The following is a 25,405-nucleotide window of genomic DNA, read 5'->3' on the forward strand; positions in this document are numbered from 1 at the left end:
TATATTTTCTACCTCAGCCCCGAGGGGCTCAGTAAGTTTATCAGTCCGATTCGCTCTCTGCAACTCGACTCGCCGTCGTGTTGCCTGATGTTCATCGGGCAGCCGCTCCTCCGTCTCGATCCAGGGACGAGGCTTGTGGAGCGACAAGGATCAAACCTAGGCGATCCGATCGCGGGAACGCAAATCGCGTGTCCGTGATCCGGCCGGCCGGCGTCGAGCGTTCCCGCTGCGACGGTCGATCCGCTGCCTCTCGATCGAGCGCGCTCATGGTGTCTGACCTGGACTTTCGCCCTGATACTTTCTCCCTGCGGCGCGTTCCCCGTGAAGGCAACAGGGAATAATCTAGACCGGTTCGCAGCGGCCGCGCAAGCCGGAATCCCGTGAGCTGGGTCTCACCCCACCGGCTGGGCCAGGTACGATCCCTGATTCCGCACGTTCCCCACCTCGCTGCCCACGCGGAATCTCTCGACCGCGTCGGGGTCGTTCGCGTCGAGCAGACGGGCCAGTACCTCAGCGGCGCCGTCTGCGTCGGACTGCGGCGCGGTCCACTCCTCGATCGATCCGGGTGCCATCATGACCGGCATCCGGTCGTGCACCTCTGCCAGGTGACCCTGTGCCTCGGTCGTGAGGATCGTCGTGGTCACGAGCCAGCCGGTCGCGGCTGCGGGGTCGTCTCCCGCGACCGCCTGCTCCTCGTCCGCCAGCTTCTTGAACTCGTAGAGGCCGGCCATGAAGAGGAAGTCGTGATGGGCTGACCGCATCATCCACGGTTTCTTCCCGTCCGGGCCTGCAGTCCATTCGTAGTAGGCCGGCACGGGGACGACGGTCCGCTGTCGCGCGAAGGCCGACCGGAACATGGGCTTCGACCGCACGGTCTCCGATCGCGCGTTGAAGGCGCGGAAACCGATCTTCACGTCCTTCGCCCATCCCGGAACCAGGCCCCAGCGCGCCGGTTCCAGGCGCCGCGAGAGGACTCCATCCGCGTCCGGTCGATCCACGATGATCGGCAGCGTGCCGCCGGGCGGAACGTTGTAGAGCTCCCGGTGCGCGTAGGAGACGTGGTCGATCTCCAGCTCATCCACCAGGTCAGCGGGATCGAGTCCCATGTTGATGCGCCCGCACATGCCGTCGATCATCGCACTTCTATAGACTCTGGCCAATCCCCGTGCTGGACCGCGCGGGCGAACCCGACGGAGGACGGACGATGAGCGAGGGACTCGACCCCATCGACGAGTCGCGCCGACAGTGGGTCCTGCGAGGCTGGGACGACGCGGCGGACGGCATGACTCTGGTCATCTCCGTCATGCGCGTGCATCAGCTGTTCCTCGCCCGCGTCGATCGCGTGCTGCGGCCCCTGTCACTCACCTTCTCCCGCTACGAGGTCCTGGCCCTGCTGTCCTTCACCCGCCGCGGGAGCCTGCCGATGAACAAGATCACGCAGCGCCTGCAGGTGCACGCGACCTCGACGACCAACTCCGTCGACCGCCTCGAAGCCGCCGGCCTCGCCCAGCGCCGACCGCATCCCGAGGACGGCCGCACCACTCTCGTCGAGATCACCGAGGCGGGCCGCAGTCTCGTCGCGCGCGCCACCGCCGAGCTCAACGAGCACGTCTTCAGCCAATCGGGCCTCGAGCCCGAGCGTGTGCGCGAGATGCTGAGCCGTGTCTCCGAGCTCCGCTCGTTCCTCGAGGGCGCCGCTCCCCCGCAGTCGCACTGACACCCGCCCTCGGAGGGCGACCGCGCTGACGTCACCACCCACCCCCACGCACTCGTGACCTGCATTACTTGGACGTCCTAGCAAATCTGCGTACCATGGTGCCCGGACGAGGGAGCGGCCGGCGATGGCCCCTGTCCCTCACTGATTCAGGAGATGGAGAACCGCATGGCACGCAGCACGGTGTCGGCCATTCCGTTCGGGCTCACGGAGGAGCAGCAGGAGCTGTTCGCCATGTGCCGGGACTTCGCCGACGAGGAACTGGCCCCCCACGCACTCGACTGGGACGCCGAGTCCCACTTCCCCCTCGACACCATCAAGCGGACCGCGGAGCTGGGGATGGGCGGCATCTACATCGACGAGGAGTACGGCGGTGCCGGCCTGGGCCGCATGGACGCGGTCCTCGTGTTCGAGGCGCTCTCCACCGGCTGCCCCGCCGTGGCGAGCTACATCTCGATCCACAACATGGTCGCCAAGTGCCTCGAGACGTTCGCGTCCGAGGCGCAGAAGCAGAAGTGGCTCGTCCCGCTGGCATCATTCGAGATGCTGTCCAGCTACTGCCTCACGGAGCCGGGCGCGGGCTCCGACGCCGCGGCGCTGAAGACCACCGCCCGCCGCGACGGCGACGACTACATCCTCAACGGCGTCAAGCAGTTCATCTCCGGTGCCGGCAGCACGGACCTCTACCTCGTCATGGCCCGGACGGGCCAGGACGGCGCACGCGGCATCTCCGCCTTCATCGTCGAGGACGGCACGGAGGGCCTCACGTTCGGGGCGAACGAGAAGAAGATGGGCTGGAAGGCGCAGCCCACGCGCCAGGTCATCATGGACGACGTCCGCGTCCCCGCCGCGAACCGGATCGGCGAGGAGGGCACCGGCTTCAGGATCGCGATGTCCGGCCTGGACGGCGGTCGTCTCAACATCGGCGCCTCCTCGCTGGGCGGGGCGCAGTCCGCGCTGGAGAAGGCCATCTCCTACATGAACGAGCGGCAGGCGTTCGGCCAGGACCTCACGGGCTTCCAGGCCCTGCGGTTCGAGGTCGCGGATCTCCAGACCCGGCTGGAAGCCGCACGGTCGCTCCTGTGGAGGGCGGCCTCGGCGTACGACGCGGACGACCCGTCGACCACACTGCTGTCCGCGATGGGCAAGCTGACCGCCACGGACACCGGCTTCGAGGTCGCCAACCGCGCTCTGCAGGTGTTCGGCGGCTACGGCTATCTGGCAGAGTACGGAGTGGAGAAGCTGGTGCGTGACCTGCGAGTCCACCAGATCCTCGAGGGAACGAACGAGATCATGCGCGTGATCATCTCGCGCAGGAGCACAGGAGTGGGATGACGATGTCAGGAACGGGCGACGAAGCCGCAGTCCTCACCCGCGTCGAGGGCGGACTGGGCCGCATCGAGCTCAACAAGCCCAAGGCGATCAACGCGCTGTCCGCGGACATGGTGACGATCATGGCGGACGCCCTGCAGCAGTGGAAGGACGACCCCGCCGTCACCGCGGTCCTCGTGACGGGCCGCGGCGATCGCGGACTGTGCGCCGGCGGCGACATCAAGGCGATCCACCGCGCGATCGTCGAGGGCACCAGCGACGCCGTCGACTTCTGGGCCGACGAGTACCGCATGAACCACGCGATCTCCCAGTACCCCAAGCCCTACATCGCCGTCATGGACGGGATCACGATGGGCGGCGGCGTGGGGATCTCCGTGCACGGCTCCCACCGCATCGTGACGGAGACGTCGAAGGTGGGGATGCCGGAGACCGGGATCGGTCTGTTCCCCGATGTGGGCGGCACGTACGCGCTGGCCCGCATCCCCCACCCCGGGGTGGGCCAGCACCTGGCGCTGACCGGGCAGCCGATCGGCCCGGGCGATGCGATCCGGTACGGCCTGGCGGACACGTTCGTGCCGCGCGACTCGATCGACGACCTGGCGGCGGCGCTGGCCGCCGGCGGCGACGTCGACGAGATCATCGCCCGGTTCGCGGCCCAGCCGCCCGCCTCCCAGCTGGAGGCCGACGAGGACTGGATCGCCGCCTGCTACACGGGCGACACCGCCGCCGAGGTCGTGGCCGCCCTGCGTGCCCACGCGGACGAGGCGGCCCGGGCCGCGGGTGACCTCATCGCGACGAAGTCGCCGCTGTCCGTCTCCGTCACCTTCGAGATGATCCGGACCGCGGGCGACATGAGTCTCGCGGACGTCCTGGAGCGCGACTTCCGCGCGGGCAGCGAGATCAGCGCGCAGCCGGACCTGCGCGAGGGCATCCGCGCGCAGGTGATCGACAAGGACCGGAACCCGCAGTGGTCGCCCGCGTCGCTGGACGAGGTCGATCCCGCGCTCGTGACCGCTGTCCTCTCCACCCCGCAGAATCGAAAGGTCTTCGCATGAGCACTCCCGCCACCTACCAGACGGTCCTCGTCGAGTACGCGGACGGCGTCGCGACCATCACCCTCAACCGGCCCGACGCCCTCAACGCGCTCAACATGCAGGTGCTCGAGGACGTGACCGCCGCGGCCGCGGCGGCGGATGTGGACGACGCGATCCGCGCGATCGTCCTCACGGGCGCAGGACGCGCCTTCGCCGCCGGCGCGGACATCAAGGAGATGTCGAGCCTCGACTTCGCGACCGCCTACCGGAAGAACTGGTTCGCGGGCTGGTCGCGGCTGAACGCCGTCTCGAAGCCGATCATCGCCGCTGTCAACGGCTTCGCCCTGGGCGGCGGCTGCGAACTGGCGATGATGGCGGACATCCTCATCGCGTCGGACAAGGCGAAGTTCGGCCAGCCGGAGATCAATCTGGGCGTGCTGCCCGGCATGGGCGGGTCGCAGCGACTGACCCGTGCGATCGGCAAGGCGAAGGCGATGGACCTCTGCCTCACCGGCCGGATGATGGATGCGGAGGAGGCCGAGCGTTCGGGCCTGGTCGCGCGCATCGTCCCGCACGACACCCTCATGGAGGAGGTCGCCGGGGTCGCGGCGACGATCGCGTCGAAGTCGCTCATCGCATCCGCGATGGTGAAGGAAGCGGTCAACGCGGCGTTCGAGACGACACTGCAGCAGGGCCTCGCCTACGAGCGCCGCCTCTTCCACGCCTCGCTGGCGACGGACGATCAGACGGAGGGCATGGCCGCCTTCGTCGAGAAGCGGGATCCGAACTTCACGGATTCCTGAACCTCCCCGGTCGCGCGCACGCGGCATCAGTCGCAGGGCAGACCGGGCCGCGCGCACGCGGCGGCCTCATCGCGGGCCTCGACTCCGCTCCCTCACCCGGGACGGAGCCGAGGCCCGCGGCGCACGCGCACGTCCCCCTGTCGACGGTTCCCCGCCTCCCAGTCAGCGGTGACTGTTCGAGCGTTCGACAAAGCGTTACAGTGTGAGCACACCGTCATCGCGGACGACTACACAAGGAGAAGCATGTCCCTTCCTGAGATCCTCACCCGGCCCCTGAGCGTCCCGGTGATCGCCTCCCCCATGTTCATCGCCTCCGGCAAGGAGCTCGTCAAGGCGCAGTGCCAGTCCGGCATCGTCGGCTCCTTCCCCACCCTCAACGCCCGTCCGGCCGAGGAACTGGCGGACTGGTTCGATGAGATCAACGAGGAGAACGCGGCCTTCGCCGCCGCGAACCCGGATCAGCCGGTGGGGCCCCTGGCCGCCAACCTCATCGTGCACCGGACGAACGACCGCCTGGAGCACGACCTCGAGGTCGTCGTCGACAAGAAGGTCCCGATCGTCATCACCTCGCTGGGTGCGCGGGAGGACGTCTACGAGGCGGTGCAGTCCTACGGCGGCATCGTCCTCCACGACATCATCAACAACACGTTCGCCCACAAGGCGATCGACAAGGGCGCCGACGGTCTCATTGCGGTCGCCGCCGGTGCCGGCGGCCACGCCGGTGCGCTGTCGCCCTTCGCGCTGGTCCAGGAGATCCGCGAATGGTTCGACGGCCCGCTGGCCCTGTCCGGCGCCATGGCGCACGGCCGGTCCGTCTTCGCCGCGCAGGCGATGGGCGCGGACTTCGGCTACGTGGGGTCCGCCTTCCTGTCGACTCCGGAGGCCAATGTGGCCGACGGCTACCGCCAGATGGTCGTCGACTCGAGCGCCAGCGACATCGTCTACTCCAACCTCTTCACCGGCGTCCACGGGAACTACCTGAGCGGTTCGATCCGCAACGCGGGCCTCGACCCCCAGAACCTCGAGGTCTCCGACCCGTCGAAGATGACGTTCGGGTCCGACCGCGACCAGAAGAAGCCCAAGGCCTGGAAGGAGATCTGGGGCTCGGGACAGGGCATCGGCACGATCAAGTCCTCGGTGTCCACGCGCGAGTTCGTCGCGACCCTGGCGCAGCAGTACCGGGACGCGCGCGCAGCGATGCTCGACGGCGCACTGGTCGGCTCCGCGTGACGGCGGTGCACAGAGGCGTCCGCCGTCTGTCCGCGGGCGGTGCGATCGTCCCGCTCCTGGCCCTCGCTGCGTGCGGCGGGTCGGACGACGCGGCGGGTGACGACGAGCTGGGTCTCGTGACCCCCGGGATGCTCACGGTCTGCACGACGATGCCGGCTCCTCCCTTCGAGTTCGAGGAGGACGGCGAGGCCAAGGGCCTGGAGATCGATCTGGCCCGCGACCTGGCCGAGAGGCTGGAGGTGGACGTCGACTTCATCAACTCGCCGTTCGAGTCGATCCAGTCGGCCGCCGCACTGGAGACGAACCAGTGCGACATCGCGCTGGCCGCGATGACGGTGACGGAGGAGCGCGAGTCGAAGATGCTCTTCTCCGACTCGATCGTCTACGACAACCTCGCCCTCATGGCGAAGGAGGACGCGGGCTTCGAGTCGATCGACGACCTGGGTGATGCCCGGGTGGGCGTGCAGGATGCGACGACCAGCTCCGACTTCGCCGCCGAGCAGGGACTCAACACCGTGCAGTTCGAGGCGTCTGCGCTGCTGCAGCAGTCCGTGCAGTCGGAGCAGATCGATGCGGGCATCGCGAACATCTCGCTGGTGCTGGCGGTCATGCAGGCGGACGAGTCCGTCGAGATGGTCGAGTCGTTCGACACGGACGAGCATCTGGCGGCCGCCGTCCGCCTGGAGGGCAGCCCCGTGCTCGACGAGTTCAATGCGATGCTCTCCGAGATGCGTGAGGACGGCAGCTACGACGCCCTCGTCGAGGAGTGGTTCGAGGACGCCGCCGAGGCCGCGAAGGTCCCGGCCGAGGAGGCCTCGCGCAGCTGAGGAGATGCAGCGGTCCGCCGGGAGGGGCGGTGGGAGGGCTCAGAGAAGGAGCCCACCCACCGCCCCTCCTGCGATCACGACCGCCCACGCTGGCACCTTCACGACGGAGAGGCCCAGAAGTGCGCCGATCGCCAGGAGCCCGGTGGCCACGTCCGTGACGCCCTCGGACAGCACCGGGGTCACGAGTGCGGCGGCGAGGATTCCCACGACGCCCGCATTCACTCCCCTGAGCGCGCGACGCGCACGGCGGTCGCGGCGAAGGACCTCCCAGAACGGGAGCGCACCCACGACCAGGAGGCCGGCGGGCAGGAAGATCGCCACGAGCGCGATCGCGGCCCCCGCGATGCCCGTGGGGCCGGACGTGGTCGACGCGCCCAGGAAGGCCGCGACGGTGAAGAGCGGCCCGGGCACCGCCTGCGCCGCGCTGTAGCCCGCCAGGAACGTGTCCTGCGAGACGAGGCCGGTCGCAACCGTGTCCGCCTGGAGCAGCGGGAGCACGACGTGGCCGCCGCCGAACACGAGGGCTCCCGCCCGGTAGAACGCATCGACGAGCGCCAGTGCGGAGGAGTCGGACAGGCGCGTCAGCAGCGGCAGGGCCACGAGGAGTGCGCCGAAGGCCGCGAGGCAGGCGATCCCCGCTCTGCGCGGCACGCGCACGGGGAACGGGTCCGGGCCGGTGTCCGTCGGGTCCGCACGCAGCCACAGCAGACCCACGAGTCCCGTCGCCACGATGACGCCCACCTGGGTGAGCGCGCCGGGCAGCAGGAGCACCGCCACGAGCGCGACCACGGCGATGAGCGCCCGCGCGAGGTCCGGGGCGAGAGTCCGCGCCATGCCGATGACGGCGTGCGCGACGACCCCCACCGCCACCGCCAGGAGACCGCGGATCCACCCCGCCTCCTCCGTCCCGCCCAGTGCGGTGAGCCCCAGCGCCAGTACGACAAGCACGACGGCCGACGGCAGGGTGAATGCCGTCCATGCGGCCAGCAGTCCCAGCATCCCGGCGCGCTGCAGTCCCAGCGCCATCCCCACCTGGCTGGAGGCGGGGCCCGGCAGGAACTGACAGAGGGCCACGAGGTCCGCGTAGGCCCGCTCCCCCAGCCACTGCCGGCGGACGACGAAGGCTTCCCGGAAATACCCCAGGTGTGCGACGGGGCCCCCGAAGGAGGTGAGCCCCAGCCGCAGGAACACCCAGAAGACCTCGCGGACGGTGCCGGGTGTGCGCGGTACCGCTGTGCGGTCAGGAGGAGTGGTCATCCCCCACATGATCGGCACGTCTGGCCCCCGCGGCAACCGCATCCGCGTGAACGTCCCGCCAACGATCGGGGTCCAGGTCGAGACGGCGGAGCAGCTGCGCGTTCAGTGCGACGACGATCGTCGACAGCGACATGAGGATCGCTCCCACGCTCATCGGCAGGATGAAGCCCACCGGGGCGAGGACTCCGGCCGCCAGCGGGACGGACAGGAGGTTGTAGCCGGCCGCCCACCAGAGGTTCTGCCGCATCTTCCGGTAGGTCGCCCGCGACAGCTCGAGCACGGAGAGGACGGAGCGGGGATCCGACGAGGCGAGGATCACCCCGGCGGAGCCGATCGCCACATCCGTGCCCGCGCCGATCGCGATGCCCACATCCGCCTGCGCCAGTGCCGGCGCATCGTTCACGCCGTCGCCCACCATCGCGACCCGGCGACCCTCGTCCTGCAGCTGGGAGACCTTCGCCGCCTTGTCCTCGGGCCGCACACCCGCGAAGACGCGGTCGATCCCCAGCTCATGCGCGACCGACTCCGCGACCGCCCGCGCGTCACCCGTGATCATGACGACCTGGACGCCCTGCGCGTGGAGCGCGGCGACGGCGTCGCGGGACTCCGGACGGATCTCGTCCGCCAGTCGCAGAGCCCCGATGACGCGGCCGTCGGCGAGCACGTGGAGGATGATCGCACCCTCCTCCCGCCACCGGTCCGCGATCGGCAGTTCCGCGGCACCGTGCTGCTCCAGCAGGTAGGGACCGCCCACCTCGACGATGACGCCGTCCACGGACGCACGCACACCCACCGCGGGCGAGGAGGAGAAGTCCGTCGCGGCCGGGACCGTCAGGTCCCGATCGCGGGCGGCGGCGACGATGGCGGTCGCCAGCGGGTGCTCACTGTCCGCCTCGGCGGCCGCGGCCAGCGCCACGAGACGGTTGTCCGAGCACCCGGCCACGGCCTCGGCGGCGGTGACGGTGGGGGCACCCACCGTGAGCGTGCCGGTCTTGTCGAAGAGGACGGAGTCGACGCGGCGCATCGATTCGAGGGCCAGGCGGTCCTTGATGAGGACGCCGGCGCGGGCGGCGCGCTCCGTGGCGATCGAGACGACCAGCGGGATCGCCAGGCCCAGCGCATGGGGGCACGCGATGACGAGGACGGTGACCGCGCGGACGACGGCGTCGTCCGGGTGACCCACGACGGACCAGACGATCGCCGTGATGACGGCGGCGGTGAGCGCGAACCAGAAGAGCAGGCCCGCGGCCGTGTCCGCGATGCGCTGGGCGCGGGACGAGGAGTTCTGCGCGTCCGTCACGAGCTTCTCGATGCCCGCGAGAGCGGTGTCGTCGCCCGTCGCCGTGACCTCGACACGCAGACCCGAGTCCGTCGCGATCGTGCCCGCGACGACCGCGTCGCCCACGGATCGGCGCACGGTGCGGGACTCACCCGTGATCATCGACTCGTCGAGGGAGGCGGTGCCGTCGACCACACGGCCGTCCGCCGGCACCGAGGCCCCGGGTCGCACGACGACGACGTCGCCCACCTGCAGCGCGGAGGGCGCGACGCGGACGGTGGTGTCGCCGTCGACCTTCTCCGCCTCGTCCGGCAGGAGTCCTGCGAGCGAGTCGAGCGCCGAGGTCGTCTGCGCGAGCGACCGCATCTCGATCCAGTGCCCCACCAGCATGATGACGATGAGGAGTGCGAGCTCCCACCAGAAGTCCAGCTCGTGGCTGACGAGTCCCAGGCTGTACGCCCACGACGCGAGGAACGCGACCGTGATCGCGAGGCCGATGAGGAGCATCATGCCCGGCCGGCGCCCGCGGATCTCGTCCACCGCGCCGGTCAGGAACGGGCGGCCGCCCCACACGTACATGACGGTGCCCAGGACGGGCGAGATCCAGGTCGTCCACCCGGACCGGGGCAGCGGGTAGCCCACGAGGCTCGCGAACATCGCGTCGAACGCGACGACGGGGAGCGCGAACACCAGCATGATCCAGAAGAGCCGGCGGAACTGCGCGACGTGGTCACCATGGCCGGCGTGGCCTCCGTGGCCGGCGTGGCCTCCGTGGCCGGCGTGTCCGCTGTGATCGGTGTGATCGGTGTGATCGGTGTGGTCACCGTGCTCGCCGTGGCCCGCGTGACCGCCCTGATCTCCGTGGGACGGATGAGCCCCGTGGCTCTCGTGGTGCGCGGCGCTCGCCTGCGCGTACTCGTCGTGCGGATGGTGCTGGTGGGACATCGTCCACTCCTTTCGCCCTCACGGGAACCATATACCCCCCAGGGGTATAAAGACAGTCCGCCGGAGAGCCTCCTGCGTCACACTCGGACGTGCGGGACCTCGCACTGGACCCCGGTCCCGTCGTGACGGTGCGAACTACGATGAGGACCGGACGATCGTCGACCGGCGTGCGGATCCAGTGGGGCGGTGAGTACGTGGAGGTGGACCGACCGTCGCACCTCGCGATGACCCTGACGGATCAGCCGGACGCCTACGCTGGCCTGCCCGTCCTCTTCGACCTCGAGGAGACCGCGGACGGGACCCGCCTCACCATCAGCCAGGACCGCGCGGACTTCAGCGACGAGCAGGTCGAAGCGACGATCGCGGGCTACCACTCGTTCATCGACGAGATCGAGGCGCTCCTCGCTGGTGGCCCCGCCAAGCCGACGCCACCGGAAAGCCCGTCCCACGCTCAGTGCGGATCGCCACGGCACCCGCCCGGCCTTCGCGAGAACGAGGAGTGCCAGCGGGGCGACGAGGATGGTCGAGAGATTGATCGCCAGGACGGTCAGAGGCGTCAGCGAGGCATCATCGGGATCTTTGCCGAGCAGGCCGAACTCGACGACGGCCGCGATGCCTCCCAGAATCAGTTGGAGGCCGTAGATCGCTGCGACGACGACGATCGTCAAGACCACGGAGACCCACCACCGCATCGACAGGTGGGCGCCGAAAGGACGTGTTCCGACGACTGACGGGGAGGCGCTCGAGGGCTCGTTGAGGGTCGGGTCAGGCGTGGTGGTCATGGTGGTCCTCCGGAGAGTGGTGTGCGTCGGACGAGACGGAGTCGTCCGGGGTGATGGCTCCTACTTGACGGGGGTGTTCACCACCATCGTGCGCGCGCTCGATGCACGACTCGCCGCCTCGATCGAACGTGAACAGAGCGTCCGAGCCGACCTCGCCGAGCTCCTCGCCCACCGCACCGGACCGGACGTGCCCGTCGGCTTCGAGTCCATTGCCGACGGCCTCACCGGAGCGGACAGGGCGGTCATATCGATCAGCACACTGCTCTATGACGAACAGGGCATGCAGGACCTGCACGAGATCGCCGAACACCACCAGGACACCGACATCGCCTTCAACGAACTGCCGGCCGATGCCAGCGCCGAGACCATCCACGCTGTCGCCCTGCGGCTGGCGCTGGTGCTTCGCACGATTCACGAGAACTACCCCGACACACGGATCCCGCCCCAGCCGACGACAGCGCGCAGACGCGAGGCGATCCACGCCCTCTACCAGTCGCTGCCCGATCTCTACAACCCAGCACAGATCAGAGTCCTCGCGCAGGCCTACCATCTCGCCCAGGACAACGGACCTTCGGACGACGCGGACGCTTGATCCGATACTCGCTCCGACCAGGTTGTTCTCTCCCCTATCAGCGACGCTCGTGGCACGAGAAAGGGGCCCGGACCTGCAGAAACCTGCAGGTCCGGGCCTCCCATCAGCCCTCTCGGGCCTTGAGCGATCTCTGGGGTCTCAGAAGTCCCAGTCGTCGTCCTCCGTGGCCTCGGCCTTGCCGATGACGTAGGAGGAGCCGGAACCGCTGAAGAAGTCGTGGTTCTCATCAGCGTTGGGCGACAGCGCGGCCAGGATCGCCGGATTCACGTCCGTGACGTCCTTGGGGAACATGGGCTCGTACCCCATGTTCATGAGGGCCTTGTTCGCGTTGTAGTGCAGGAACTTCTTCGCGTCCTCGGCCAGTCCCACCTCGTCGTACAGGTCGTGCGTGTACTGGACCTCGTTCTCGTACAGGTCGAACAGCATGCTGTACGTGAAGTCCTTGAGCTCGTCCTTCAGCGCCTGGTCGGCCCCGTCCAGTCCGCGCTGATACTTGTAGCCGATGTAGTACCCGTGCACCGACTCATCGCGGATGATGAGGCGGATGAGGTCCGCCGTGTTCGTGAGGCGGGCCCGGGACGACCAATGCATCGGCAGGTAGAACCCGGAGTAGAACAGGAAGGACTCGAGGATCACGGAGGCGATCTTGCGCTTGTGCGGGTTGTCGCCCTCGTAGTGCTCGACGATGACCTGCGCCTTCTTCTGCAGGTTCTGGTTCTCCGCCGACCACCGGAAGGCCTCGTCGATCTCCTTCGTGCTGGCGAGCGTGGAGAAGATCGAGGAGTACGACTTCGCGTGCACGGACTCCATGAACGCGATGTTCGTGTAGACCGCCTCCTCGTGCGGGGTCAGCGCGTCCGGGATGAGCGACACCGCACCCACCGTCCCCTGGATCGTGTCCAGGAGGGTGAGGCCGGTGAACACGCGCATCGTCAGGAGCTTCTCCGGCTCCGTCAGCGACGACCACGACTGGACGTCGTTGCTGAGCGGCACCTTCTCCGGCAGCCAGAAGTTGGCGGTGAGCCGGTCCCAGACCTCCGCGTCGACGTCGTCCTGGATCCGATTCCAGTTGATCGGGTCGATCGGCGAGACAGTCTGCTTCGTCTCAGTCATGCATTCTCCTCGGAATCCGTGTGCGGGCAGTGGGTCAGAGCATGCACGAGACGCAGCCCTCGACCTCGGTCCCCTCGAGCGCCAGCTGACGCAGGCGGATGTAGTAGATCGTCTTGATCCCCTTGCGCCACGCGTAGATCTGAGCCTTGTTGATGTCGCGCGTCGTCGCCGTGTCCATGAAGAACAGCGTGAGCGACAGGCCCTGATCGACGTGCTGCGTCGCCTCCGCGTACGTGTCGATGATCTTCTCGTAGCCGATCTCGTACGCGTCCTGGTAGTACTCCAGGTTGTCGTTCGACATGAAGGGAGCCGGGTAGTACACACGACCCAGCTTGCCCTCCTTGCGGATCTCGATCTTCGAGGCGACCGGGTGGATCGACGAGGTCGAGTTGTTGATGTACGAGATCGACCCGGTGGGCGGAACGGCCTGCAGGTTCTGGTTGTAGATGCCGTGCTCGGCCACGTCGGCCTTCAGCTGCCGCCAGTCGTCCTGCGTGGGGATCGCGACGCCCATGTCCTCGAACAACTTTCCGATGCGCTCCGTGCGCGGCGCCCACTCCTGCTCCGTGTACTTGTCGAAGTACTCGCCGGTCGCGTACTTCGAGCGCTCGAAGCCGGCGAACGTGCGCCCGCGCTCCTTCGCGATCTCCATCGACGCCCGCACCGCGTGGTAGGTCACGGTGTAGAAGTACATGTTCGTGAAATCCAGGCCCTCGTCGGAGCCGTAGTGGATCCGCTCGCGGGCGAGGAAGCCGTGGAGGTTCATCTGGCCCAGGCCGATCGCGTGGCTCATGTCGTTGCCGCGCGCGATCGACGGCACGGACTGGATGTCCGAGGTGTCGGACACGGCGGTCAGGCCGCGGATCGCCGTCTCGATGGTGCGGCCGAAGTCGTCCGAGTCCATCGTGAGCGCGATGTTGAGCGAGCCCAGGTTGCAGGAGATGTCCTTGCCGATCGCTTCGTATCCCAGATCCGCGTCGTAGGCGCTGGGCTCCGACACCTGCAGGATCTCCGAGCACAGGTTCGACATCGTGATCCGACCGTCGATCGGATTCGCCCGGTTCACCGTGTCCTCGAACATGATGTACGGGTAGCCGGACTCGAACTGGATCTCCGCCAGCGTCTGGAAGAACTCGCGGGCGCTGATCTTCGACTTGGAGATCCGCGCGTCGTCGACCATCTCGTAGTACTTCTCCGTCACGGAGATCTCCGTGAACGGCACGCCGTAGACGCGCTCCACGTCGTACGGGCTGAAGAGGTACATGTCCTCGTTGCGCTTCGCCAGTTCGAACGTGATGTCCGGGACCACGACGCCCAGGGACAGGGTCTTGATCCGGATCTTCTCGTCAGCGTTCTCGCGCTTCGTGTCGAGGAACCGGTTGATGTCCGGGTGGTGCGCGTTCAGGTAGACGGCACCGGCGCCCTGACGGGCACCCAGCTGGTTCGCGTAGGAGAAGGAGTCCTCCAGCAGCTTCATGACGGGAATGACGCCGGACGACTGGTTCTCGATCTTCTTGATGGGCGCGCCGTGCTCACGGATGTTCGTGAGCGAGAACGCGACACCGCCGCCGCGCTTGGACAGCTGCAGGGCGGAGTTGATGGACCGCCCGATCGACTCCATGTTGTCCTCGATCCGCAGGAGGAAGCAGGAGACGAGCTCGCCGCGCTGCTTCTTGCCCGCGTTGAGGAACGTGGGGGTCGCCGGCTGGAAGCGGCCGGTGATGATCTCCTCGACCAACTGCATCGCGAGCGTCTCGTCACCGCGCGCCAGGAACAGCGCGACCATGACGACGCGGTCCTCGAAGCGCTCGAGGTAGCGCTTCCCGTCGAAGGTCTTGAGCGTGTAGGACGTGTAGTACTTGAAGGCGCCCAGGAACGTCTGGAAGCGGAACTTCTTCGAGTACGCGAAGTCGGACAGGCGCTGGATGAAGTCGAAGGAGTACTGGTCCAGCACCTCCTTCTCGTAGTAGTCGTTCTCCACGAGGTAGTCCAGCTTCTCCTTCAGATCGTGGAAGAAGACGGTGTTCGTGTTGACGTGCTGGAGGAAGTACTGACGCGCAGCCTGACGATCACGCTCGAACTGGATGCGACCGTCCGCATCGTACAGATTGAGCATGGCGTTGAGGGCGTGATAGTCGAGATCGGTCTCCTCACGGATGATCGCCTCGATGTCCTTGCTTACGCTGATGCTAGACACAGTTGGTCCAATCCCTTGTTGACGTTGTCGGCGTCCTCGGGCATCCCGAGGAGCTCGAAGCGGTAGAGGACGGGCACACCGCACTTGCCGGCCACGATGTGGGCCGCCCGGCAGTAGTCCTCGCCGAAGTTCGTGTTCCCCGCGCCGATGACCCCCACGATCCGATCGCGGTTGTCCTTGACGTTGAGGAACTTGATGACCTGCTTGGGCACCGAACCGCGGTTGATGCCGGCGCCGAATGTGGGGGTGATGAGCACGAACGGCTCATCGACCAGCGGGGTGGGGTCCTTCGTCACGAGCGGCAGACGCAGCGACGGGTGCTGCAGCTTCTGGACGAAGCGGTGGGTGAACTCGGACGGACTCGAGTAGTAGACGACGAGCACGACCCGCTCCCCACTCAGGCCACGGAGGTCGCGGCGCCCGTCGACTGGTCGAGGGAGCCGATCTTGTCCGGGCGGAAGCCCGACCAGTGGTCGTTCTCCGTCACGACGACGGGAGCCTGCATGTACCCCATGGCCTTGACGACGTCGAGGGCGTTCGGGTCCTTGCTGAGGTCGACCGTGCGGTACTCGATGCCGCGCGAATCGAGAGCGCGGAAGGTCGCGTTGCACTGGACGCAGGCGGGCTTCGTGTACACCGTGATCATGAGGGGTATCCGTCCTTCTGGTCTGTTCCGGTCCGCCGGGCGGCGTTCGACGCGCGAGGCCACCCGACCACTAGATGTTGTGTTCGCAGTCCACGATACCCCCAGCTGTTGTGTTACGCCAGTGTGGTTCGCGCCTCCCGCGCGTGTCGTGCACACCGTGTGCAGAGCGGGTTCCGGCTTCTCCACAGGGTGTGAACGACACCCGTGTCGTTCGCCCGGCGCGGGGCCACGGGGAAGTCGCGGTCCGACCCGCCCGGAAGTCCCCACCGTCCACCCCCACCCGTCCCCAGGCCGGGGCCTCTCGTCCACAGGGGAAAATTCCTTGGGGTGTGCATCCTCACCCCCTGTTCCCGAACCGCCACACACGGAGGCGCCCAGCGTCCGCGCCCCCGGATACCGTGGAGGCAGGAACCCGGACACACGCGCCGCCCGCCCCACGGAGGAGACCACAGCATGACCGCGCACCAGCCGTCCACGGCGAACACCCGTGAGATCACCACTGCGGCAGAGATCCTCACCCGCGTCCAGTCGTACCTGGACACGTTCGTCGTCGGGCAGGCCCGCCTGCGCGAGTCCCTCATCATCGGCCTCCTGACGGAGGGCCACCTGCTGCTGGAGAGCGTCCCCGGCCTGGCGAAGACCACGGCCGCCTCCGCACTGTCCGGCGCCGTGTCCGCCTCGTTCGCGCGCATCCAGTGCACACCTGACCTGCTGCCCAGCGACATCATCGGCACGCAGATCTACAACTCCGCGACCGGGGAGTTCGACACCCGCCTGGGACCGGTGCACGCCCACCTCGTCCTCCTCGACGAGATCAACCGCTCCAGCGCGAAGACCCAGTCCGCGATGCTGGAGGCGATGCAGGAGCGCCAGACCACGATCGGCGGCCACCGCTACGACCTGCCGGCTCCGTTCCTCGTCATGGCGACGCAGAACCCCATCGAGCAGGAGGGCACGTACCCGCTGCCGGAGGCCCAGCTGGACCGCTTCATGCTCAAGGACGTGCTGGGCTATCCCACGCCGGAGGAGGAGCTCGAGATCCTCAGCCGCATGGACCGGGGTGTCTTCGAGTCGAAGCCGGAGCCCGCCTGCACGATCGAGGAGCTGCGCAGCATGCAGGAGTCCGCGCGGAACATCTACATCGACCCCGCGATCAGCCGGTACATCGTCGAACTGGTGTGGGCGACGCGCGCCGCGGACCGCGTCATCGGCCCGCGGGGCAGCCTCATCGAGGCCGGCGCCTCGCCGCGCGCCTCGATCGCCTTCACCCGCGCCTCGCGCGCGCTCGCGCTCATCCGCGGACGCAACTACGTCATCCCGGAGGACGTGAAGGACCTGGCCCAGCGCGTCCTGGGGCATCGCATCGCGCTCACCTTCGAGGGAGTCGCGGAGGGCGTGTCCACCTCCCAGCTGGTCGCAGAGATCCTGGGTCGCGTGAGGACTCCCTGATGGCAGCGCTCCTCACCCGGATCCGCACACGCCTCACCCTCCACACCCATCGGCGCGTCGCCAGCCTGCTGGACGGCGGCTGGGCCTCCGTCTTCCACGGCCAGTCCCTCGACTTCGACGACCTGCGCGAGTACGTGGACGGCGACGAGATCCGCGACATCGACTGGAAGGCCTCGGCCCGCCACAGCGTGCCGCTCGTCAAGCGCTACACGGACCACCGGCGCCTGCGTCTGGCCCTCGTCGTCGCGACCGGCCGCTCGATGGACGCCGCGGCGACCGGCGGCGAGTCGAAGCGCGACCTCGCGATCCTCCTGGCCGGGATGGCCGGCTGGTTCGCGGTGCGCGGCGGCGACGAGGTCTGCCTCATCGCCAGCGACGGCCACCGCACCCGCATGACGAGGCCGGAGTCCAGCGAGGCGGGCCTGGAGCACCTGCTGCGCCGGATCCTCGCCCACCGCGGCACGCAGGACTCCTCGACCGTCATCGACCACCTCGACTGGATGAGCTCCCGCCTGCGCCGCCGCCACCTCGTCATCGTCATCAGCGACGAGATCGACGTGACGGACGCGCACCTGCGCCTGCTGCGCAAGGCGTCCTCGCACCACGAACTGCTGTGGCTCACGATCACGGAGGCGGACCCGCTGGCCCTCGCGGCCGACGGGGACGTCCCGTTCGACGTCGCCGCGACGCTGGCCGGCACGGCCGCGGGCACGGTGCGCGCGGGCGCCTCGGTCCCCCGCCTGCTGGCGAAGGACGCCGCCGTGGCCCGCGATTACGCGGCCGCAGAGACGGCGCGGCGGGAGAACACGGCCCGGGTCCTGCGGGCGGCGGGCATCGTCACGGAACGAGTGGGGGCTTCGGCGCAGGCGCTGCCGGCCATCCACCGCGCAGCGGAGAGGCACCGCCGTGCCCGATGAGCTGATCCCGCCCCTGCACGCGGCCGACCTGTGGCTGGTCTTCACGGTCCTGGGCGTCCTGCTGGCCGTCCTGATCGGGTTCCTCCCGCTCATCGGCCACCTGCGCGGCCGCGCCGACGGGGTCCGCGCGGTCCCGGTGCACGTCCGGACGCGCTACCGGGGCCTCATCGACGACATCGAGTCCCGCTACCGCGCGGGTGACCTCACGACGAAGACGACGGCACAGGAACTGAGCGCGCTGCTGCGGGACTTCGCGGCGGAGGCGTGGGGGGCGAAGGCGAAGCACATGACCCAGCGAGAGATGCGGGAAGCGGGCCTGGCGCCGCTGGCGGACGGTGTCGCGCGCCTCTATGCCGCGGAGTTCGAGCGCGATGTCCCGGAGACGGCCGCCCGTGAGCTGGAGGTCGCGCGGGAGGTGATCACCCGATGGTGACGACACCCATGCTGTGGCTGGCGATCGCGCTGGCCGTGCTGGCGCTGGCCGCCGTGCTGGTCGCCTTCCTGCTCCCGGCCCGCAGCCGAGGCCGCACCCCCGTCGCGTACCTGTCCCGCCTCACGGCGCTGCCGGCCTACGTCCGCGCCCGGCGGCGTCTGCTGCTGGGCAGCCTCGCGGGCCTGGCGGTGCTGGCGCTCACCGCCGTGTTCGCGCTGGCCGGCGTCGCCCGCCCCACGGTGCAGGAGACGATCAGCCCCAAGCGGCACCTGCGCGACGTGATGCTGTGCCTCGACGTGTCCGGGTCGATGATCACCTACGACGCGGAGATCCTCGAGTCCTACATCGAGATGATCGACTCGTTCGACGGCGAGCGGATCGGCATGTCGATCTTCAACGCCACCGGCGTGACCGTGTTCCCGCTGACGGACGACTACGACATGGCCAAGGAGTTCCTGGAGGACGCCCACGCCGGCTTCACGAGCTACGGGACGGAGGGGCTCGACTTCATCGCGCCCACCCAGCCGCCGGTCGTGACCGGGTCGTCGCTCATCGGGGACGGCCTCGTCAACTGCGTCGAGTCCTTCGACCGGCTGGACGAGGAGGAACGGTCGCGCTCGATCATCCTCGCGACGGACAACGAACTGGCCGGCGAGCCCCTCTTCACGATGCCGGAGGCGGCGGACCACGCCGTGGAGCGCGGGGTGCGCGTGTACGCGCTGGCGCCGTCCCGGTACTACTTCCCCGCCCCGCTCGAGGAGCTGGAGGCGGCGGCGGAGACGACGGAGGGCGAGTTCCACTCGATGTCCGACGCGCGGGCGGTCGATCGCATCGTCACATCCGTGCAGGCGACGGAGGCCGCTCTGACCGACGGTCGGCTGGTCACGCTCTTCCACGACCGCCCCGTCCTGCCGCTGGCGGGCACGGGCATCGGCGTGCTGGCACTGCTCGTCCTGGTCTGGAGGCTGCGCCTGTGAACGATCTGGTCTTCAACCCGCTCCTGCCGTGGGCGGTCCTCATCCCCGTGACGGTCCTCGTGGTCGCCGGCTGCCTCACGCTGGCCGTCCTCACCGCGGAGCGCCGCATCCACTGGCTGGTCCGCGCGGCCGCCGTCGTGGTCCTCGCACTCGCCTTCACCCGGCCCGGCACGCCCGTCACCGCCGTCACGGAGAGGAACGAGGCGGCACTGGACGTCTTCGTCGTCGTCGACGTGACGGCGTCGATGGCCGCCGAGGACTGGGACGGGGACGCACCCCGACTCCAGGGCGTCTCCGAGGACGTCACCCGCCTCGTCGAGCAGGCCCCGGATGCCCGCTTCTCGCTCATCACCTTCGCCGCCTCCAGCCAGACGGTGCTGCCGCTCACCACGGACGACTCCGCGATGCGGTCCGCACTGGACGTGCTGAGCCCGGAGGTCACCCTGTACTCGTCCGGCAGCTCGGTCACCTCCGCCCGCGACCATCTGGTCGAACGGCTGGAGAAGTCCCAGGAGTCCCGCCCGGACAGCGCGCGCCTCGTGTTCTACGTGGGCGACGGCGAGCAGACCAGCGGCGCGGAGCCGGAGTCGATGGCGGAGGTGGGGAGGCTCATCGACGGCGGTGCGGTCTGGGGCTACGGCACCGAGGGCGGCGGCCGGATGCAGGAGACGTACGGCTACTGGTCGGACCAGGAGGCGGAGTACATCCAGGACCCGGAGACCCGCAGCGATGCGGTCTCGACGATCGACGAGGGCAACCTCCAGCGGATCGCGGACGACATGGGCGTCGACTACGTCCACCGCACCGCGGGGGCGCCGGCCGACTACGACTTCCCGGACGTCGAGCGGATCGTCCAGGAGAAGGACGAGACGACCCAGGCGGTGTCCGAGTTCACGTGGGTCCTCTTCATCCCCGTCGTCGTGTGGCTGGCGGTCGAGGGCGTGCTGGCCGCCCGCCGCATCCGCGGCCTCGGATTCCTCAGCACCACCCGGAGGGGCGCATGAGCACGGACACGACGATCCCCGCAGAGACGGCGGTGCCGCCGGAGACTCCCGCCGAGGCCGCCCCCGGCCCCCGCAGGAGGCTGCGGATCCGGCACGTGGTCACCGGGCTCGTCGTCCTCCTCCTGCTGCTGGTGGCCGGGTGGACGGGGCTCACCCACTGGCAGCTGGTGAGCTCCTCCAACCGCTTCGACGACGGGGACTACGCGGGCTCCGAGGCGGCCGCGCAGCGCTTCCTCACGATGAGTCCGTTCGAGGACCACAAGGGCCACTTCGCGATCGGCACCGCCCGTGCGGCGGACGGCGACCTCGACACGGCGGAGACGGAGCTCACGACCGCGCTGTCGACGGCTCCCCCGGTCGACGAGTGCGCGGTCCGCATCAACCTCGCCCTCGTCCAGGAGAGGCAGGGCGACGACTTCCGCGATGCGGAGGACACGGATGCGGCGAACGAGCGCTACGACGCGGCCACCGCGACGCTCGCGGACGCGCCGGAGGAGTGCCGCCCCTCCGGTTCCAGCACGGATGAGCGGATGTCCCAGCAGGAGGAGCGCGTGGGCGAGTCGCAGGAGCAGATGAACAATCCGCAGGAGCCCGGTGAGGGCGACGAGGGCTCGGACGACGGCGAATCCTCCGGCGAGGGCGAGGGGCAGCAGTCCGGCGGCGGCGGTCAGAGCGGCGGGTCCTCCGGGGACGACGACGGCCAGGAGCAGGGCGGTTCCGGTGGCGAGGAGCCCCAGTCCGGCGAGTCGGACGAGGAGGCGGACGAGCGCCTCGAGGAGCTCGAGGAGCGTCGGCGGGAGTCGGAGCAGCGCCATTCGGAGAGCAACGGCGGCGGTTCGGGCTCCGGCGTGCGGGAGCCGGGCTCCAAGCCCTGGTGACCGCCCTCCGCGGTGTGCCACCATGTCCGTATGGTGATACGCGACTCCGCTCGGCTGCGCGCCGAACTCCAGACGTTCCCCCCGTACGTCCCCGGCCGTGCGCCGGAGGAGGTGCCGGGGCTGACGCCCTACCGGCTGTCCTCCAACGAGAACCACCTCGACCCGCTGCCGGCGGTCCTCGAGGCCCTCGCGCAGCCGGGCGACCTGCCGACGCGCTACCCCGATGACGCGGCGGTCGCGCTGCGGAAGCGGATCGGCGAGGTCTTCGGCGTCTCCCCCGACCGCACGATCGTGACGGCGGGTGCCTCGGAGCTGCTGGTCGCGCTCACCCAGATCACGTCGGACAACCGGACCGAGGCCGTCTACCCCTGGCCGTCGTTCGAGATGTATCCGCAGGTCACCGGCCTGGCCGGGGCGAAGCGCCACGAGGTGCCGCTGCAGGCCGACGGTCGTCACGACCTCGCGGCGATGATCAGCGCCGTGACGCCCGCGACGGGCATCGTCTTCCTCTGCTCGCCCAACAACCCCACCGGACCGGTCCTCACCCAGGACGAGCTGGTGGGCCTCCTCGACGCGGTCCCCTCCCACGTGCTGGTCGTCCTCGACGAGGCGTACTGGGAGTTCGCGACGGACCCGCAGGCGGCGCGCGGCATCGAGCTGCTGGACGAGCACCCCAACCTGGTGCTGGCCCGCACGTTCTCCAAGGCCCACGGCCTGGCCGGACTGCGCGTGGGCTACGCGATCGCGCACGAGGACGTCATCGCCGGACTCCTCAAGGCCGTCATCCCGTTCGGCGTCACGCAGCCCAGCCAGCGGGCGGCCGCTGTGTCCCTCGATCACCACGACGAGGTCCTGGCACGGGCCCGGGAGATCGCCGCCGTCCGCGACGACTTCGCCGCGGCCCTGCGCGATCAGGGGTGGACGGTGCCGCAGGCGCAGGGGAACTTCGTCTGGCTGCCGCTGGGCGACCTGTCCGACGCCTTTGAGCTGGCCGCCAGCCGGCAGGCCCTGGCCGTGCGCAATCTGGGCGCCGGCGTCCGCATCAGCGTGGGTCCGGACGAGGCGCTCGAGCGCGTGCTCGAACTCAGCCGCACCTTCCTGGCCGAGCACCCCCGGTTGCAGGGCGAGGCCCGTCCGTCCAAGCACTGACGGCACCCCACCGCCCCGCACACTCCGACCCTGAGGGAGAACCCCCCATGTCACCCGATCAGCCCTCCCCCGCAGCCGGCCCCCTGGGCCCCGCGGACTACAGCGCGACACCCCGCTTCGCCGGTGCCCCGACCTTCGGCCTGCTGCCCCGCCTGGACGAGGTGCAGTCCCAGCGACCCGGCGAGGACATCGACGTCAAGATCGTCGGCGTGCCGTTCGACGCGGGCGTGAGCTACCGGCCGGGCGCTCGATTCGGTCCCGACCACATCCGGATGTCCTCGAAGCTGCTGCGCCCGTACAACCAGGCCGTCGACGTCCATCCGTTCGCCGCACAGCAGGTGGCCGACTGCGGCAACCTGGGCGTCAACCCGTTCGACATCGAGGAGGCGATCGCCACCGTCGAGCAGAATGCGGACGCCCTGCGCGCGGACGGCTCCCGCCTGCTGACGCTGGGCGGCGACCACACCCTGGCTCTGCCCAACCTGCGCAGCCTGCACCGCACGCACGGCCCGATCGCCGTCCTGCACTTCGACGCCCACCTCGACACGTGGGACACGTACATGGGGGCGCCGTATACGCACGGCACCCCGTTCCGCCGCGCCAGCGAGGAGGGACTCCTGGACCTGGAGCGCTGCCTGCACGCGGGGATCCGCGGGCCCCTCTACGGTGCAGAGGACCTCGAGGCGGACGGCGTCCTGGGCTTCCAGATCATCCGGTCCGATGACTTCCAGTTCCAGCCGCTGCCGGACATCGTCCAGCGGATCCGCCGGCGCCTGGGCGACGCACCGGTCTACCTGTCGATCGACATCGACGTCCTCGACCCCGCCGCCGCCCCCGGCACGGGCACCCCGGAGACCGGCGGTCTCACGAACCGCGAGCTGCTCAACGCCGTCCGCGGACTGGCCGGCCTCTCCATCGTGGGGGCGGAGATCGTCGAGGTCGCCCCGGCGTACGACCACGCGGAGATCACCGGACTGGCCGCCGCGCAGCTGGGATACGAGATCCTCTCCCTGTGGGCCGGCGACGCCGCCGGCCGCACGCAGGTCGCCGGACCCGTCGCGCAGCACCTGGGCACGTCCGACCCCGCAGGAGGCACCCGATGACCGCGCCGCACTCCAACAGCCCCTCGAACGGCGGTCTGGCCGTCGTCGCGACCCTGGCGGCCCACGGCGTCGACACCGTCTTCGGCATCCCGGGCACCCACAACCTCGAGTTCTACCGTCACCTGCACGCGTGCGGGATCCGCGCGATCACGCCGCGCCACGAGCAGGGTGCCGGCTACGCGGCGGACGCCTACTTCGTCGTCTCCGGGAAGCCCGGGGTGGTCATCACGACCTCCGGCCCGGGGCTCACGAACGTCATCACGGCTGCCGCGACGGCGTATGCGGAGTCCCGTCCCATGCTGATCCTGTCGCCCGGCGTGCCCACCGGCCTGGAGCGCGCGGACGTGGGGATGCTCCACGAGACGAAGGACTCCTCGGGCGCGCTCAGTCACCTGCTGGTCGCCGCCCATCGCACCCGCACGGCGGAGGGCGCGGCCCAGGCCGTCGCGGACGCCTTCGCCCTCTTCGGCAGCTCCCGGCCCGGCCCCGTCCACATCGAGGTGCCGCTGGACGTGCTGGAGGGCGGGTGGTCCGGCACGGCCCCCGCCCCGGTGCCTGCCCGTCCGCGTCCCCTGGACGCGGGCGCACTCGGCACCGCCGCCGAGGCCCTGGCCGGCTCCGTCCGCCCCCTCATCATCGCGGGCGGCGGCGCCCGGGCCGCGTCCGCGCGGATCACGGAGCTCGCCCGGCTGTTGGACGCACCGGTCGCGACGACCGCGAACGGCAAGGGGATCCTCGACGAGACGGATCCGCTGTCCCTGGGTGCGGACGTGCGGTGGCCTGCGGTGCAGCAGGCCTCGCGCGAGGCCGACGTGCTCCTGGTCCTGGGCACGGAGATCGCGGACTCGGATCTGTGGGGCGGCCTCATCGGCGTCCAGGAGGACACCGCGGGATCCGCCGCCTCGGACGACCGGCCGCAGACCGTCATCCGCTGCGACATCGACCCGGACCAGCTGCACAAGAACCTGCGCGGACACGTGCTGCTGCTGGGCGATGCGCAGGCCTGCGTCGACGGCCTGCTCTCCCGCCTGGACGCCCACACACCGGTCACGTCTGCGAGCGCCTCGGGGACCGGCTCCTCCGGCACCTCGGCCGCCGGCACCGCGGTCGGAGCGTCCCGCTCCCCCGGCGCCTCCCGCGCGGCGGCGACCCGCGAGGCCGTCGCCCAGGAGTTCGACGGCACCGCGATCGGCGCCCGCGTCACGCGCCTCGTCCAGGAGGCGGCCGGCCCGGACGTCGTGATCGCCGGGGACTCGTCCCGCGTCACGTACGACGGGTCCGTCCACGCGCTCATCGCCCGCACCCCCGACCAGCTGCTGTACATGCCGGGCTTCGCGACGCTGGGCTACGGGATCCCCGCCGCGATCGGCGGGCGCCTGGCCGCACCGCACCGGCCCGTCGCGTGCATCGTGGGGGACGGCGCCGCGATGTTCTCCATCCAGGAGATCGTCACCGCCGTCGAGCTGGGCCTCCCGATCCCCTTCGTCATCATCGACAACGGCGGCTACGAGGAGATCGAGCACCAGATGGTCGAGCGCGACATCGAGCCGTTCGCCGTCCGCCTCCACCGCCCGGACTTCGCCCTGCTCGCGCAGTCGATGGGGGCGCACGGGGCGACGGTCGACGCCGCCGCCGTCGAAGACCTGCTGCCGGACCTCGTCCGGACGGCACTCGCCGCGGACCGCCCGACCCTCATCCACGTCCGCGACGGGTTCGCCTGACCGGGGGCAGAGGGTCACCCGAC

25 protein-coding genes are annotated in these 25,405 nt (G+C 69.6%); 18 read left to right on the plus strand and 7 right to left on the minus strand.

Annotated features, from left to right (window positions below; genetic code table 11):
- Window positions 1-198, plus strand: a 198-nt coding sequence (locus HGBR_RS20500) for a hypothetical protein (RefSeq protein ID WP_218915934.1), incomplete at its 5' end; no start/stop codon positions are given.
- 194 nt (window positions 199-392) lie between these two features.
- Here HGBR_RS20500 and HGBR_RS03130 read toward each other — a convergent pair.
- Window positions 393-1,136, minus strand: a complete 744-nt coding sequence (locus tag HGBR_RS03130) for an SOS response-associated peptidase (protein WP_019157868.1) — start codon at window positions 1,134-1,136, stop codon at window positions 393-395.
- A 68-nt stretch (window positions 1,137-1,204) separates the two neighbouring features.
- Between HGBR_RS03130 and HGBR_RS16200 the strand changes: the two genes are divergently transcribed.
- The 6 genes from HGBR_RS16200 to HGBR_RS03160 all read left to right on the plus strand — a co-directional run bounded on the left by HGBR_RS16200 (window position 1,205) and on the right by HGBR_RS03160 (window position 6,940).
- Window positions 1,205-1,717, plus strand: a complete 513-nt coding sequence (locus tag HGBR_RS16200; protein WP_019157869.1) for a MarR family winged helix-turn-helix transcriptional regulator — start codon at window positions 1,205-1,207, stop codon at window positions 1,715-1,717.
- Between the two features lie 165 nt (window positions 1,718-1,882).
- Window positions 1,883-3,049: an acyl-CoA dehydrogenase family protein gene (locus HGBR_RS03140; protein ID WP_026077288.1), complete on the plus strand. Its 1,167-nt coding sequence runs from the start codon at window positions 1,883-1,885 to the stop codon at window positions 3,047-3,049.
- Complete coding sequence (locus tag HGBR_RS03145; RefSeq protein WP_019157871.1) at window positions 3,046-4,101, plus strand: enoyl-CoA hydratase/isomerase family protein; 1,056 nt, start codon at window positions 3,046-3,048, stop codon at window positions 4,099-4,101. The genes HGBR_RS03140 and HGBR_RS03145 overlap by 4 nt, the downstream gene beginning before the upstream one ends.
- Window positions 4,098-4,883 (plus strand): enoyl-CoA hydratase, encoded by a 786-nt coding sequence (locus HGBR_RS03150; protein WP_019157872.1) that lies wholly within the window; start codon window positions 4,098-4,100, stop codon window positions 4,881-4,883. The genes HGBR_RS03145 and HGBR_RS03150 overlap by 4 nt, the downstream gene beginning before the upstream one ends.
- Window positions 4,884-5,126: 243 nt before the next feature.
- A complete protein-coding gene (locus HGBR_RS03155; RefSeq protein ID WP_019157873.1) occupies window positions 5,127-6,113 on the plus strand; it encodes an NAD(P)H-dependent flavin oxidoreductase in 987 nt (328 codons plus the stop codon).
- A 5-nt stretch (window positions 6,114-6,118) separates the two neighbouring features.
- Window positions 6,119-6,940, plus strand: coding sequence for an ABC transporter substrate-binding protein (locus HGBR_RS03160; RefSeq protein WP_245533255.1), 822 nt, complete (start codon window positions 6,119-6,121; stop codon window positions 6,938-6,940).
- Window positions 6,941-6,979: 39 nt separating this feature from the next.
- Here the strand turns inward: HGBR_RS03160 and chrA are convergent, their stop codons facing one another.
- Both chrA and HGBR_RS03170 read right to left on the minus strand, forming a co-directional pair.
- Window positions 6,980-8,197 (minus strand): chromate efflux transporter, encoded by a 1,218-nt coding sequence (gene chrA, locus HGBR_RS03165; RefSeq protein WP_026077290.1) that lies wholly within the window; start codon window positions 8,195-8,197, stop codon window positions 6,980-6,982.
- Window positions 8,181-10,421, minus strand: coding sequence for a heavy metal translocating P-type ATPase (locus tag HGBR_RS03170; protein ID WP_019157876.1), 2,241 nt, complete (start codon window positions 10,419-10,421; stop codon window positions 8,181-8,183). Before HGBR_RS03170 ends, chrA begins: the two co-directional genes overlap by 17 nt.
- A 140-nt stretch (window positions 10,422-10,561) precedes the next feature.
- On the opposite strand from HGBR_RS03170, the gene HGBR_RS19290 reads away from it, so the two are divergent.
- Together HGBR_RS19290 and HGBR_RS16210 are read left to right on the plus strand one after the other, a co-directional pair.
- Window positions 10,562-11,152 carry an SRPBCC domain-containing protein gene (locus tag HGBR_RS19290; RefSeq protein ID WP_083882748.1) on the plus strand — a complete coding sequence of 197 codons (591 nt, stop codon included), beginning with the start codon at window positions 10,562-10,564 and terminating at the stop codon, window positions 11,150-11,152.
- A gap of 124 nt (window positions 11,153-11,276) precedes the next feature.
- Entirely contained in the window at window positions 11,277-11,795 is a 519-nt protein-coding gene (locus HGBR_RS16210) for a hypothetical protein (RefSeq protein WP_019157878.1), read from the plus strand.
- Between the two features lie 138 nt (window positions 11,796-11,933).
- On the opposite strand, the gene nrdF is transcribed toward HGBR_RS16210, so the two are convergent.
- Genes nrdF through nrdH form a run of 4 tightly spaced genes read right to left on the minus strand, consistent with a single transcriptional unit; the run spans window position 11,934 to window position 15,751 of the window.
- Complete coding sequence (nrdF, locus tag HGBR_RS03185) at window positions 11,934-12,908, minus strand: class 1b ribonucleoside-diphosphate reductase subunit beta (RefSeq protein WP_019157879.1); 975 nt, start codon at window positions 12,906-12,908, stop codon at window positions 11,934-11,936.
- A gap of 34 nt (window positions 12,909-12,942) precedes the next feature.
- A complete protein-coding gene (nrdE, locus tag HGBR_RS03190; RefSeq protein WP_019157880.1) occupies window positions 12,943-15,105 on the minus strand; it encodes a class 1b ribonucleoside-diphosphate reductase subunit alpha in 2,163 nt (720 codons plus the stop codon).
- A complete protein-coding gene (nrdI, locus tag HGBR_RS03195) occupies window positions 15,087-15,488 on the minus strand; it encodes a class Ib ribonucleoside-diphosphate reductase assembly flavoprotein NrdI (protein WP_019157881.1) in 402 nt (133 codons plus the stop codon). The genes nrdE and nrdI overlap by 19 nt, the downstream gene beginning before the upstream one ends.
- A gap of 14 nt (window positions 15,489-15,502) precedes the next feature.
- Window positions 15,503-15,751, minus strand: coding sequence for a glutaredoxin-like protein NrdH (gene nrdH / locus HGBR_RS03200; protein WP_019157882.1), 249 nt, complete (start codon window positions 15,749-15,751; stop codon window positions 15,503-15,505).
- 453 nt (window positions 15,752-16,204) lie between these two features.
- Here nrdH and HGBR_RS03205 point away from each other — a divergent pair, with 453 nt between their 5' ends.
- From HGBR_RS03205 to HGBR_RS03245, 9 genes are read left to right on the plus strand one after another with little or no spacing between them, the layout of a single operon-like run.
- Window positions 16,205-17,200, plus strand: a complete 996-nt coding sequence (locus HGBR_RS03205; protein ID WP_019157883.1) for an AAA family ATPase — start codon at window positions 16,205-16,207, stop codon at window positions 17,198-17,200.
- Window positions 17,200-18,117, plus strand: coding sequence for a DUF58 domain-containing protein (locus HGBR_RS03210; protein WP_019157884.1), 918 nt, complete (start codon window positions 17,200-17,202; stop codon window positions 18,115-18,117). Before HGBR_RS03205 ends, HGBR_RS03210 begins: the two co-directional genes overlap by 1 nt.
- Window positions 18,107-18,550, plus strand: coding sequence for a hypothetical protein (locus tag HGBR_RS03215; protein WP_019157885.1), 444 nt, complete (start codon window positions 18,107-18,109; stop codon window positions 18,548-18,550). Before HGBR_RS03210 ends, HGBR_RS03215 begins: the two co-directional genes overlap by 11 nt.
- Entirely contained in the window at window positions 18,544-19,527 is a 984-nt protein-coding gene (locus tag HGBR_RS03220) for a vWA domain-containing protein (protein ID WP_019157886.1), read from the plus strand. Before HGBR_RS03215 ends, HGBR_RS03220 begins: the two co-directional genes overlap by 7 nt.
- Window positions 19,524-20,531 (plus strand): vWA domain-containing protein, encoded by a 1,008-nt coding sequence (locus tag HGBR_RS03225; RefSeq protein WP_019157887.1) that lies wholly within the window; start codon window positions 19,524-19,526, stop codon window positions 20,529-20,531. The genes HGBR_RS03220 and HGBR_RS03225 overlap by 4 nt, the downstream gene beginning before the upstream one ends.
- Entirely contained in the window at window positions 20,528-21,409 is an 882-nt protein-coding gene (locus HGBR_RS18645) for a tetratricopeptide repeat protein (protein ID WP_019157888.1), read from the plus strand. Before HGBR_RS03225 ends, HGBR_RS18645 begins: the two co-directional genes overlap by 4 nt.
- 30 nt (window positions 21,410-21,439) lie before the next feature.
- Window positions 21,440-22,558, plus strand: a complete 1,119-nt coding sequence (locus HGBR_RS03235; RefSeq protein WP_019157889.1) for a histidinol-phosphate transaminase — start codon at window positions 21,440-21,442, stop codon at window positions 22,556-22,558.
- A 47-nt stretch (window positions 22,559-22,605) separates the two neighbouring features.
- Complete coding sequence (gene speB / locus HGBR_RS03240; RefSeq protein ID WP_019157890.1) at window positions 22,606-23,661, plus strand: agmatinase; 1,056 nt, start codon at window positions 22,606-22,608, stop codon at window positions 23,659-23,661.
- Window positions 23,658-25,382 carry a thiamine pyrophosphate-binding protein gene (locus HGBR_RS03245; RefSeq protein WP_019157891.1) on the plus strand — a complete coding sequence of 575 codons (1,725 nt, stop codon included), beginning with the start codon at window positions 23,658-23,660 and terminating at the stop codon, window positions 25,380-25,382. Before speB ends, HGBR_RS03245 begins: the two co-directional genes overlap by 4 nt.
- Window positions 25,383-25,405: the final 23 nt, after the last annotated feature.

It is taken from the genome of Brevibacterium senegalense, assembly GCF_000285835.1.
Taxonomy (GTDB): domain Bacteria; phylum Actinomycetota; class Actinomycetes; order Actinomycetales; family Brevibacteriaceae; genus Brevibacterium; species Brevibacterium senegalense.

Coding starts and splice junctions, on each gene's coding strand:
- HGBR_RS03235 (WP_019157889.1), top strand. CDS start 21,440: ATGGTGATACGCGACTCCGCTCGGCTGCGCGCCGAACTCCAGACGTTC.
- HGBR_RS03205 (WP_019157883.1), top strand. CDS start 16,205: ATGACCGCGCACCAGCCGTCCACGGCGAACACCCGTGAGATCACCACT.
- HGBR_RS03220 (WP_019157886.1), top strand. CDS start 18,544: ATGGTGACGACACCCATGCTGTGGCTGGCGATCGCGCTGGCCGTGCTG.
- HGBR_RS03140 (WP_026077288.1), top strand. CDS start 1,883: ATGGCACGCAGCACGGTGTCGGCCATTCCGTTCGGGCTCACGGAGGAG.
- HGBR_RS03155 (WP_019157873.1), top strand. CDS start 5,127: ATGTCCCTTCCTGAGATCCTCACCCGGCCCCTGAGCGTCCCGGTGATC.
- HGBR_RS18645 (WP_019157888.1), top strand. CDS start 20,528: ATGAGCACGGACACGACGATCCCCGCAGAGACGGCGGTGCCGCCGGAG.
- HGBR_RS03145 (WP_019157871.1), top strand. CDS start 3,046: ATGACGATGTCAGGAACGGGCGACGAAGCCGCAGTCCTCACCCGCGTC.
- HGBR_RS16200 (WP_019157869.1), top strand. CDS start 1,205: ATGAGCGAGGGACTCGACCCCATCGACGAGTCGCGCCGACAGTGGGTC.
- HGBR_RS03245 (WP_019157891.1), top strand. CDS start 23,658: ATGACCGCGCCGCACTCCAACAGCCCCTCGAACGGCGGTCTGGCCGTC.
- HGBR_RS03150 (WP_019157872.1), top strand. CDS start 4,098: ATGAGCACTCCCGCCACCTACCAGACGGTCCTCGTCGAGTACGCGGAC.
- chrA (WP_026077290.1), bottom strand. CDS start 8,197: ATGACCACTCCTCCTGACCGCACAGCGGTACCGCGCACACCCGGCACC.
- nrdF (WP_019157879.1), bottom strand. CDS start 12,908: ATGACTGAGACGAAGCAGACTGTCTCGCCGATCGACCCGATCAACTGG.
- HGBR_RS19290 (WP_083882748.1), top strand. CDS start 10,562: ATGAGGACCGGACGATCGTCGACCGGCGTGCGGATCCAGTGGGGCGGT.
- nrdH (WP_019157882.1), bottom strand. CDS start 15,751: ATGATCACGGTGTACACGAAGCCCGCCTGCGTCCAGTGCAACGCGACC.
- speB (WP_019157890.1), top strand. CDS start 22,606: ATGTCACCCGATCAGCCCTCCCCCGCAGCCGGCCCCCTGGGCCCCGCG.
- HGBR_RS03170 (WP_019157876.1), bottom strand. CDS start 10,421: ATGTCCCACCAGCACCATCCGCACGACGAGTACGCGCAGGCGAGCGCC.
- HGBR_RS03210 (WP_019157884.1), top strand. CDS start 17,200: ATGGCAGCGCTCCTCACCCGGATCCGCACACGCCTCACCCTCCACACC.
- HGBR_RS03130 (WP_019157868.1), bottom strand. CDS start 1,136: ATGATCGACGGCATGTGCGGGCGCATCAACATGGGACTCGATCCCGCT.